This is a genomic window from Clostridium sp. LIBA-8841 (assembly GCF_057782475.1).
On record NZ_CM173488.1, the window covers coordinates 2,528,180 to 2,539,818 of the forward strand.

At 27.5% G+C, this 11,639-nt stretch carries 9 protein-coding genes; 1 reads left to right on the plus strand and 8 read right to left on the minus strand.

The window, feature by feature from the left end:
• Window positions 1-103: 103 nt before the first annotated feature.
• Together AC2A4K_RS10905 and AC2A4K_RS10910 are read right to left on the minus strand one after the other, a co-directional pair.
• Complete coding sequence (locus tag AC2A4K_RS10905) at window positions 104-1,009, minus strand: 3'-5' exoribonuclease YhaM family protein (protein ID WP_322502519.1); 906 nt, start codon at window positions 1,007-1,009, stop codon at window positions 104-106.
• Between the two features lie 185 nt (window positions 1,010-1,194).
• Complete coding sequence (locus tag AC2A4K_RS10910; RefSeq protein WP_322502520.1) at window positions 1,195-2,613, minus strand: glycosyltransferase family 39 protein; 1,419 nt, start codon at window positions 2,611-2,613, stop codon at window positions 1,195-1,197.
• Between the two features lie 449 nt (window positions 2,614-3,062).
• On the opposite strand from AC2A4K_RS10910, the gene AC2A4K_RS10915 reads away from it, so the two are divergent.
• Window positions 3,063-4,394 (plus strand): polysaccharide deacetylase family protein, encoded by a 1,332-nt coding sequence (locus tag AC2A4K_RS10915; protein ID WP_322502521.1) that lies wholly within the window; start codon window positions 3,063-3,065, stop codon window positions 4,392-4,394.
• Window positions 4,395-4,625: 231 nt separating this feature from the next.
• On the opposite strand, the gene AC2A4K_RS10920 is transcribed toward AC2A4K_RS10915, so the two are convergent.
• The 6 genes from AC2A4K_RS10920 to AC2A4K_RS10945 form a co-directional block, all read right to left on the minus strand.
• Entirely contained in the window at window positions 4,626-5,039 is a 414-nt protein-coding gene (locus AC2A4K_RS10920) for a zinc ABC transporter ATPase (RefSeq protein WP_322502522.1), read from the minus strand.
• Window positions 5,040-5,291: 252 nt separating this feature from the next.
• Window positions 5,292-6,239, minus strand: coding sequence for a carbohydrate kinase family protein (locus AC2A4K_RS10925; protein ID WP_322502523.1), 948 nt, complete (start codon window positions 6,237-6,239; stop codon window positions 5,292-5,294).
• Window positions 6,232-7,695, minus strand: a complete 1,464-nt coding sequence (locus AC2A4K_RS10930) for a glycoside hydrolase family 32 protein (protein ID WP_322502524.1) — start codon at window positions 7,693-7,695, stop codon at window positions 6,232-6,234. Before AC2A4K_RS10930 ends, AC2A4K_RS10925 begins: the two co-directional genes overlap by 8 nt.
• A gap of 54 nt (window positions 7,696-7,749) precedes the next feature.
• Entirely contained in the window at window positions 7,750-8,727 is a 978-nt protein-coding gene (locus tag AC2A4K_RS10935) for a LacI family DNA-binding transcriptional regulator (protein WP_322502525.1), read from the minus strand.
• A gap of 134 nt (window positions 8,728-8,861) precedes the next feature.
• A complete protein-coding gene (locus AC2A4K_RS10940) occupies window positions 8,862-10,214 on the minus strand; it encodes a sucrose-specific PTS transporter subunit IIBC (protein WP_322502526.1) in 1,353 nt (450 codons plus the stop codon).
• A gap of 345 nt (window positions 10,215-10,559) precedes the next feature.
• The gene (locus tag AC2A4K_RS10945) at window positions 10,560-11,186 is read right to left on the minus strand and encodes an alpha/beta hydrolase (RefSeq protein ID WP_322502527.1); all 627 of its coding nucleotides are present in this window, start codon (window positions 11,184-11,186) and stop codon (window positions 10,560-10,562) included.
• Between the last annotated feature and the right edge of the window lie 453 nt (window positions 11,187-11,639).

Sequence of the window (11,639 nt, forward strand, 5' to 3'; positions counted from 1 at the left end):
AAAAGCTATATCAAAACTTACAAATAATGTAAAGATAATATCTAAATAAGTTTTATTTTAGGCTATGCTTTAAATTATATTTGATATAGCTCTTTACTAGTTTTTATAGATACAATTTAGTTTCTAATCTCTTATCATATTCAGACCAAGTTCCACTTTTAGTTTTCTCTTTTAACATGGTTATTTTATTCATTGTTGCATCTAATCCATCTGCATAATTTACTATGTATGATTCCTCAGTCTTCATTTCTCTTGGAGATCCATATTCTAATTTTCCATGATGCTGAGTTATACATCCCTTTATTCTTGCTATAAAGTCATCACTATAAAGCTTTGAATCTTTTTTTACTGCTTCGTCTATCATTTGAACCCCTATTACAATATGCCCCTCCATCTCTCCTCTTAAGGTATATTTAAATGGTCCATCATAATAAAGTTCTTTTGTCTTTCCAATATCATGTAATTTTGCAGCTAATATTGCTGTTTCAGGTCTTCTACAATGATATCTTTCACACAATATTGACGTTAGATACATTACATTTAATGTATGTTCTGCTAGTCCACCTATATAATTATGATGCATGGATACTCCTCCAATACCCCTTTTGAACTTTTCTAAAAACTCATCATCCTTAAAAAAATAATCATTTAAGGCCCTTCCCTCACTAGAAACTATATATTTGTCTGTTATTTCATCTATTTCCTTCATTATCTCTTCTATAGGCTTCTCTACATGAGGAAGATAATCTCTTTCATCATATTCTGATAGTACTTTAAATTTTTTAACCTCTAAAATTCTATCTCTATTTCCTTCTACCTTTAAAACATCACCCTCTTTTATGCTCTCACTTTCTTTTTTAATTATATTAGCTTTTACCTCTCCTGTTTTATCAGCCAATATACAAACTACCTTTGCCTCATCTCTAAAAAGAATTCTCATAACCATTAAAGAAATCTTAACTGATTCTCTATGCTTGATTTCACTCAAATAAATATCTTTTTTACTCATATAACTCATCTCCATTTCCAAACTATAATCTATAGGTTTATTTATAAATTCAGATACCTTATATTAAACGAATCTTCTATGATTTATTATTAGCCTTTAATCCATATTAATTCTTAAATATAAATAAAAAAGATGATAGCAAATTTTGCTATCATCTTTTATAAAATTTACTTTTCATCTTAGAATTATAAATTCTTATAAAATAAAGAGCCACTACTTTCTTTTTCTTTTAATTTGAAAGCTGTGAAAGCAAGAATTATAAATATCCATGAATATGGATAAGTATATCTGTCTTGGAACTCTGTTATAAGACCAAATAGAGAAGCCCCTCCAAATATTATATAAAATAAATCTATTGAATAATTTCTATCTCTTCTCTTTCTATAAAGCCCTAAATAAGTCATTAGTACAAGAACTAACCAAAATACCTTTGTATATAATGCACCTTCTGTACTCATTCTTATTATCATTTTACCTTCTGTCTTTCCAAGCATGTTTAAATACTCATCTCTATTATACCCTTCATCTAATCCAACTTCAGCCCAATAAGCTCCTGCAAAGTCTCCTGTATTCCATTCATTCATGAATTTAGTAACATAAAACTTTAATAATTCCATTTTTGGAGTTTCTGTTAATCTTTCTTTTATAATACTTTTTGCAACTTCATCAACCTTTTCATAATCTCCATCATATTCATTGAATATTTTTGCATCTTCCTCATTCCATCTTCCCTGAGATTCAATGTTTGTTCCCTTTAAAATTGATATACTTAAAGGTTCTGTTCCATGCCACAATGGATATTCTGTTATATTTAATGCCATTAGCATATAGCTTGCTAAAGCCCATGGTAATATAAAACTTAAAATCACATTTAGAGAAGTTAGAAGTTTTAATTTTATTCCTTCTTTAAAATATATAAGTATATACATTACATATGCAACTATAACAACATATCCTATAGGTCTAAACAGTTGAGATAAGCTTAATAACACTCCAGATCCTAATACAAATAAAGACTTCTTAGAAAAGCTCTCAGCCCTATATCCTTTTAAAATCATGAGTACACTTGCAATAAAAAGTGGCATAGCCATGTTCTCAGAAGAAAATACATTATTATAAAAAATCATAGGTGGAAAAATTGCAGCAACTGCCATAACTCCAATTCCCTTTTCTTTATCTTGAAAAACCTCTTTACCAACAAAATAAAGTAATATTACATTTATCATAGAAAATACTATATTGATAAGTTTAATTGTAACTAATGGGTTAGAGAATATATTTCTAATCAGTGCAAAATATAGAACAGTTATAGTCATATGAGGAAATCTTCCCATATAAGCTGTACCTTTAAACATATAACTTGTACCGCCTAAAAAATCTCCTGCACATATAAACATCCTGTTAAAATCACCAACAGGAATACTATCTATATTATAAAACCATAACAATCTAATTGCCAAAGCCACAATTAAAATAAATGTCATTAATATAACTTTATTAATCCCTTTTTTTATCGCAATGAAAATTCCTAAAACAAATAAAAAACTTAGTGCTATTAGTATAAGTGATACACTTGTAACTTCATCAAAAAGATATGCCTTCACTACTGTCCCGCCTATAACAAATAAAAGTAATATTCTTAAGGCCCAGACTAAAAATATATCAAATCCTTTTTTAATATTTGTCATTATATATCTATAATTAACTTAATTAAGTCAATATATAGAATTCACCCCCTTGTTAAACTTTATTTCCCAGCTACACCTTAATTATACATACAACTTTACATTTTTGTAAAATAAATAAAATTAATTATATATTTTTATCTTAAAATATTATATAACTTAAATTTTCTTGTAAACTAAATTTATTTTAAATCATAAATTATATATATCTTTATAAAAAAACAAATTCCATTACATTTATTAATATTTTTTTAACCTTTTTGTAAATCAAACCCTTAATATGTAAAATAATATTATTAATGTACACTTTTCTTTTTTATTACAATTTATAAAAAGAATTGATCATAATTAATACAAGGGGGCACTACATGAAAAAACATTTTAAAGTGTCCATCTTAATTTTTTCTATACTTTTATTAAGTGGTTGTGGACTACAAAATGGTCCTACTAAAAACACACTATCAGTTTTAGGCTTAGAAAAATTTGATGGATTAGATAAACAAGAGGATAATATCAAAATAAACCTTAACGGTAAAATGCAAGATTTAAAATTACCAATATATTTAGATAAAAATAGGTATTTAGTTCCTATCAGTGAAATAGTAAAAGATAATGGCGGTGAAATTAAATTAGAAGATGAAAATTTAGATATTAACTTTGAAAATAAAAATATCAAAGTTAATTTAAAAGATAATACTTGGAATGATGCTACAAAAGAAAACTCAGAAAATAATAAATTTAAAGTTAACCCTATAGTAGAAGACGATGTAGTATATATGTCTTTAATAGATGTTGCTAATATGTTAGATTTAAAAAGTAGATGGTACGCAAAGGACAAGCTTATTAAACTTTATACTAATAAAGATATGTTGGATGTTAAACCTTACAAGGGAAATGGTCCTCAAAAAGGAATAATAAGATTTGAAGATGTTAAGTCAACAGGAACTGGTTCAGAATATGATTCACATTATCTTGAAACAATAAGAGTTATGGGTAGATATTTAGGAAAGAAAAACATCCCTTACCATATAGCATGGATACCTAGATATGTTAATCCTGGTAAAAACATAGATATGGATCCTTCTAAAGAAAATAACTTTGCTAACGCTGAGCTTATATATACTTTAGATTTTGCATCTTCTCATAAAGGAGAAATAGGTCTTCATGGATATACTCACCAAACAGGTGATACAGTGAGTGGAGAAGGATTTGAATTTGGAAAATATAATCCTTCTGTAGAAGATGTAACTACAAGAATGGATCAAGCTATGAAAATAGCTAAAGATTTAGATATAAATATAGGCTTCTTTGAAGCTCCTCATTATACTATAAATAAAGCTCAAAATGAAGCTTTAGAAAAAAACTTTAAATATATATTTAATGATTATGATGAGAATAAACATCAAACACAACCTATGAAATCTCCAACTGGAAGCGGTACTTATTATGTTCCAACTCCACTTTATTATGTTGAAAATGGTAAAGAAGATGTTATGTTAAATAAAATTGCAAAAATGTCTAAAAACACTTTCGCTGGAATGTTTTATCATCCATTTTTAGAAATGAATTTAATAGACTTCAAAGATGGACAAGATGGTTATCCTGAAAGTAATTACAAAAAAGATTCTACACTCCAAAGGATAATTGATGAATTTGAAAAGAGAAATGTATCTATCATCTCAATTGATCAAGTTTCTTAAAATTAAATTCTTCTAAAAGGAGCTATATCAAAACTCAAAAATAAAACTTATAAATATTCAGAGTACTTGCTATAATTAATGACTACAATGTAACTAAAGTTCCATTGTATAAGTTCAAGAATCTAAATTAAAATTTAGACTTTCACTTAAAATCTGGTAATTCTCTAAATATATTTATAAGTTTTTTTGAGTTATTTTCATAGAAATACTTTAAATTTACTATGCTTATATTTAATTTTTATTTTTTGAATCTTCCCAAACTTTAAAGAATAATGCTATAAAAAACAAGGTTAAAAATAATATTTTAAATCCTTGAATATTATAACTTAATCCATAGAAAGCTATTATAAAGACTACTATAATAGTACCTACTGAAACAAATTTGTTAAAGATTTCATTAGAATATAATATTATATTTATGCTGATTATTAAAGCAATAACTAAAAGAATTATGGCTATAAAAGTTATGAAAATAATACCACCAGCCTTTAGAGCCTCTTTTATCTCTAAGCTTAAAAGTTCATAAAAATTATTAATGTATGATTTTTCAGTTGTATTTAGAAATATTAAATTTGATATAAACGCTAATCCTATAGCTAAAAGATTCCTATCATCATAGCATATATTTCTTAAAACTCCTTTCAAGGCTCCCCCTTAGAAATTACTTTACTAAATTATATTCATGTTAATTTTTTAATATGCCTTACTATAAAGATAATATCCGTTAATTCAAATAAAAATCTACGTTTTAAACCAGCTTTAATTTTTATATAGGTAATCTGTATCTGAAGGACTAGCTAAAAATCAATATTAATATAAAAAAGTATATAAATACATTTAAAAGCTTATTAAATCAGAGCTTTGTAAAAAGTATTTATATACTCTTAAGTAGTTAAACTAGTTATATTTGATTAAATCTTCTTCTCTTGGAATAGCATCAATTGCACCATAATTTGTACAAGTTAATGCCCCAACCTTATTTCCATAACTTATTATTTCTTGCCATGAATTAAAATCTAAATCTTTTTTATTTTTTACTTCGCTTACTTTTTTAAGAACAGCTCCAACAAAGGCATCTCCAGCGCCAGTTGAATCTACTTGAATTATTTTTATTGATGGAACTATTTCTAAATTGCTTCCATTACTTAAAAGAGTTCCTTTTCCACCTAAAGTAACAGCAACTATTTTTGCTCCTAAAGAATGAAGTTTTTTAATTCCTGCCTCTAACTCTTCTTCCTTGGTTATAAGCTTTATCTCCTCATCGCTTAGTTTTAAGAAATCACAGAGACTTATAAACTTCTTACAGTCTTCTATAAACTCTTCTAAGTTTTCTTCCTTTATAAGCATATCTCTATAATTTGGATCAAAGGAAATGAAGTTTCCATTTTCTCTTCCAAACTCTAAAAGCTTAAAGTAAGTTTCTTTAAGTTCTCCTTCTAGAAAACCAGTAGCTGAACCGAAATGAATTATATCATCTTTTTCTATTTTGTTTAAGTCTATATTATTAAAAGAATAATCTCCATCACTACCTCTATGGAACTCGAAATCTCTTTCTCCATTTTCGTCAATAGCAACGAAAGCTAAAGTTGTGTATCCTTCCATTTTAGTCATTTCAGTATTTATTCCTATACTTTTTAACATATCTACTAAGAATTTTCCAAAGGAATCTTTACCAACTTGTCCTAAAAAATAAGACTCTCCTCCAAGCTTACAAACAGCTGCTCCCACGTTAGCTGGAGCACCTCCTGCCTTTTTTTCAAAGTTTATTCCATTTTTGAGACCTTTACCTATATCTTTTCCTATAAAATCTATTAATAATTCTCCTATACAAAATACCTTATTCATTATAATTCACCTCATTCATTTCCCATATATTTAAGGAATTTATTTTAGCTTGACCATCTTCTGTTTTTAAGCTTAAATTAAAACTTTCCTTATTAGGATAAAGCTTTAATGATGCCACTTCCCTTCCATCTTGGAAATATATTTCTACTGATGATTTATCTACAAACATGTTTACTTTTAACTTTCCGTTAGACTCCAACTTAAACTTTCTTACCTCCTTTTCTCCATTAAGCATTGAGTTTCTATCTATTAAACAAATCTCTCTTTCAAAGTCATAAATTAATGAAGTATGTTCTTTCTCACTTTGCATAAAATCAATTTCAAACTTTGATGCCTTATATTTATCTATTTCTATTTGAAGTTCATAACTATTCTCTTTTATTTCATTAAAGCTTAAACTCTCTGTATATATATCATTTAAGTTTACAATTTTCTCTCCTCTAAGAGATTCCATTTCCTTTATAGGGTTTTGATATAGAATTCCATCCCTTAAAGTTAATTCTCTAGGCATAGTTAATGAAAATACCCAACCATTCTCTTTGCTACAATGGAATTCTTCTTTTTCAGGAAGTCCCATCCACCCAATAAGGATAGTTCTTCCTTTTTCATCCTTAAATACTTGAGGAGCATAAAAGTCAAATCCCATATCTAACTCTTTAAATTCATTATCATTTCTAAATTCTAAAGTACCATAATTGAAATTTCCCACTAAATATCCTGATTGATATATATTTTGATATCTGAACTCCTCTTTTTCAAGCCCTTGTGGTGAAAAAATAAGAACCTCTTTATTATCTAATTTAAAAAATGAAGGACATTCCCACATAAACCCAAAGTTCTCATAATCGGTTTTTAATTCACCTTGAAAATCCCAATTATCTAAATCCTGTGATTTGTATATTACACATCTACCTTTTAGATCCTCTCTTTGTATTCCAAGAATCATATAGTATTCATCATCTTTTTCCCAAACATACGGATCTCTAAAATGAGCTGTGTATCCCTTTGGTAATTCTTCAATAACTGGTCCTAACTTCTTTATTTCACCATTTTCTTGAAGGACTCCCTTACATTGATAAGAAATCCTCTCTCCCTTATCTCCTTTAACATTTCCTGTATAAAAAACTTCTAAGTTTCCATCCTTAACAATAGCTCCACCTGAATAGCAACCATTTTTATCAAAATAATCTTCTGGAATTAAAGCTATCTGAGGAATTGAAAAATCTTTAAAATCTTTAGTTTTTACATATCCCCAATGTTTATATTTATGTTCGCATCCATATGGATTCCATTGAAAGAATATATAGTATTCTCCATTATAATAACTAAGTCCATTAGGATCATTTATAAGTCCAAAGGGAGCCTCAAAATGAAAATTACCTCTCCATAAATCCTTAGAACTTTTATAAGATTCTTCTGACCTTTTATTTATTTCTTCTTTATTTAAAAATTCCACTTACTTCACCTTCCTCTATGAATAAATATATTTGATGAAGTAAATGTTTTGTATTTACTTTAATTTTTTAACACTTTCTCTTATTATAAGCTCTAAAGGAATTTCGCAAGTATTTGTACTTTTCTCTCCATTTACTAAACTTAAAATATTAAGTGCTATTTCTTCACCAAATAATTTATAATCAATTTTCACAGTTGTTAGTGATGGGTATGTTATTGCACTGACTTCATATCCTCCAAAGGCTGCAATAGATATATCTTCTGGTATGTTTTTTCCTCTCTCAAGAAGATATCTCATAAGTCCAAGAGCTATATTATCTGTTGAACACACAACGGCTGTTGGATTATATTTTAAAACCTCTTCTCCTCGCTCATAAGCTTTATCAAAAGAAAAGTCAGTTTCAACAAAATCTATATGACTCTCTTTTCCAAAGGTATCATAAAATCCCTTCTTTCTAAGAACCCCAACTTCCCTATCACTTTCACTAACTCCTAAGAACACAATTTTTTTATGTTCTTGTTCCTTTATATATTCACCTAAAACTCTCCCTATTTTCTCATCATCTAAAACTAAATAATTTACATAATCATTCTTTTGTCCAGTAAACAAAATAGGTATTGGAAGTTTATTCACCAATTTCACATGCTCCTTTGAAATTTCAAAAGACATGATAATGATTCCATCTACCCCTTGGTTATATAATTTATTAATTTGCTCTAATTCTTTTTCTGTATTGAATTCACTTGTTAATATTATGCCTTGATATCCATGTTGTTCCAATTTTCTATTTATACCATTTAAGGTTTTTCCAGCTGTAAATGAATCTATTCTAGGAACTATTATTCCAATTAATTTACTTTGTTTAGACTTTAATCTTTTAGCAAAAAAGTTGGTTTCAAAGCCTGTTTTTTCTATTGCTTCTTTTATCTTAGTTGTATTCTCACTACTTACATAGCCACCATTTAAATATCTTGAAACTGTGCTTTTAGATACTCCAACCATATTAGCTATGTCTTGTATTGTAACCTTCATTCTTTTCCTCCTAAATAAAGATATATGTATCTTCTTATATTATAAATTATATCATTACTTAGAAGATTTTAACCATATATAGCCACTTAGAATATTTGAAATCAGGCTCTGTCATTTAACAGAGCCTGAAGATCTTATTCTTCTGGTTTAAAGAATATATATGTTAAAGCGAATGCAACTCCAAATCCAATAGCAATAGTTATAAAGTATTGGATTAAACCTGTATTTATATAAAGTAGTGTTCCTGGTAAGGCTGTTATTCCCATACCTGTTCCTGCAAGATTCATAATTGATGCAAACATTCCTGATGCAACTCCACCTATACATGCAAATATGAACGGTTTAATAAATCTTAAGTTTACTCCGAATATAGCAGCCTCTGTAATTCCTAAGAATGCTGGTATTGCTGAAGATATATATAATGAACGTTTTTTCTTATCTTTTGTTTTAAATCCTACTGCAAGAGCCGCTGCTCCTTGAGCCACTATAGCTCCTGTTATTACTGCGTTAAATGGATTTAATCCTGTACTTGAAATCAATTCAACCTCTAAAGCATTAAATATGTGATGAACTCCAGTCACAACTATAACTTGATGAACTCCACCAATGATTGCTCCACCTATACCAAATGGTAAACTTAAGAACATTTTGAATAGTTCTAAGATATAAACTTCACTTGTATGCATTATTGGTCCTACTACTAATAGACCAAGAATCATTGATACTAATAAAGTTAAAAATGGAGTAAGTATTAAATCTAATACATCTGGCATAAACTTTCTAATAAACTTTTCAAGTTTAGCAGCTATGATACCTAAAACTAAAGCCGGAAGTACTGATCCTTGATATCCTACTATAGGAATACTTATTCCTAGTAATGAAATATAAATTGGATCTGCTCCACCTGCAACTTGCCAAGCATTTGGAAGTTGAGGAGCTACAAGCATAAGCCCTAAAACTATACCGACTACAGGAGTTCCACCAAACTTCTTCATTGTTGACCAAGCCACTAAAGCTGGTAAGAATATAAATGCTGTATCTGTTAAGACTTCTGATAAAGTATTAAAAGTTGGACTAAATTCTACTCCTAAGTTAATTAGTAGTCCTCTTAATCCCATAAATAAACCAGTTGCAACTAACACTGGAATTATAGGAACAAAAATGTCTCCTAAAGTACGAGATATTTTTTGTGGTAATGTCATATCACTATATGCATCTTCTTTTACATTTCCAGTTTCCACTCCTTCGCCATTCATAGCAGCAAAAACTTTATTTACGAAGCCTGTCCCTAAAATTATTTGATATTGAGCGGCTGCAAAAAATTGTCCTCTTACTCCGTCAATATTCTCGATTGCCTTCTCATTTATTAAGCTCTTATCTTTAACTATAAGTCTCAATCTAGTTGCACAGTGTTCCATTGATTTTATATTTTCTTTTCCACCAATATTTTTCAATATCTCTTGAGCAACTACTTGTTCTTTACTCATTTTAAAACCTCCTAAAATTTCCTTCTCTTTTGATATCCTTTACTTTATGAATATATGGTATCAGTTCCACACATTTTCTGTCAAGCTATTCTTTTTAAATTTTTATATATATTTCTTTATTTAATTATTAAAAACTCAATAAAATATCTATTTTAATAAAAATTTATTATAAAATAACTTTTTAAATTCTAATATTCACATTTATTTAAACCCTTTACATATTTTATATGGAATTAGTTTCATATTTTCACCATAATTTTTGTCAGCATAAAATAAAGAATGAAGAAGGTTAGTGAAATTTATCACTAACCTTCTTCATTCTCATATTACACAATACCAATACATTTATCTTAATATAAATTCTTTTTCTATTTGTAAAGACTCTTTTAAATCATCAACAGTCTTCATTACGTTTCCTTCTATATCAAGAGCATGATTTCCTCCCTCAATTACAAAGGTTTCTACATCATCTCTATTTTCTATATTCATTCTATTATCTATACTTAATAAAGGATCCTCATTTCCTGTTATAACTAATGAATTAGGTTCTATATTAAACTCATTTAAAGTTTTATTTATTGGACTTATGTATATATTTCTTATATTTTTAAATCTTTTTCCTAAATCTTCATTTAGAAAATATTGAACACTTGTTCCAATGCTTTTTCCTATTATTAAAACTTCTTCATAATCTTTTTCTATAGCATTATCTATAACCTCTAAAGATTCTGAAACCATTATACTAAATTCTTTTTCAAGATTAAATTCACTTCTATTTATTTGATATCCATATTCTACTTCTAAAATATCATATCCTATCTCTTTTGCTAGTTGTTTTGAGTAATCTAAATAAGATCTATCTAAACAATATCCTATTCCAGGTAATATTACACAAAGTTTTTTCCCTCCAGCATCAATAAATCTTGGACTTAACTCAACACCCCAATATGATTTAATTGTTCTACTACTCATTTTAAAAACCTCCTAAATATTAAAGTCTTCAAAAATCTGTCCTAAAAAGTGATATGAAAGGGAGAAGAAATTTTCACTTCTTAGGACAAATTACTTATTAAATCTATAATAAATTTTGCTAACATTCTTTGCTTGGTACATTTATTATTATAAATTTAAATAATAATACAAGCAAAGTCTCAAAAAAATAAAGATTTAAATTTAAGCTTTAATTTATTAATAATTTGTTAATAAATTTATATTTTGTTAATATCTATCTTCTAATTTATTCTATTTTTTTGCTTATATAAGAAATTGCATAGATTATAGAAATTTTTTATTTTTCTTAATCTATGCAATTTTAAATAAATTTGACCTTTAATTTTAGTAAAAAACCGCACTGCTAAAGCTTATATACTTATATTTCATTTAAAGAGTATACCCCTTCCCTTTAAATGAAAAATCTATAAATCA

Bases quoted from the DNA above. Each gene is read 5' to 3' on its own strand.
- AC2A4K_RS10905 (WP_322502519.1), bottom strand. From the start codon at position 1,009: ATGAGTAAAAAAGATATTTATTTGAGTGAAATCAAGCATAGAGAATCA.
- AC2A4K_RS10915 (WP_322502521.1), top strand. From the start codon at position 3,063: ATGAAAAAACATTTTAAAGTGTCCATCTTAATTTTTTCTATACTTTTA.
- AC2A4K_RS10925 (WP_322502523.1), bottom strand. From the start codon at position 6,239: ATGAATAAGGTATTTTGTATAGGAGAATTATTAATAGATTTTATAGGA.
- AC2A4K_RS10935 (WP_322502525.1), bottom strand. From the start codon at position 8,727: ATGAAGGTTACAATACAAGACATAGCTAATATGGTTGGAGTATCTAAA.
- AC2A4K_RS10940 (WP_322502526.1), bottom strand. From the start codon at position 10,214: ATGAGTAAAGAACAAGTAGTTGCTCAAGAGATATTGAAAAATATTGGT.
- AC2A4K_RS10945 (WP_322502527.1), bottom strand. From the start codon at position 11,186: ATGAGTAGTAGAACAATTAAATCATATTGGGGTGTTGAGTTAAGTCCA.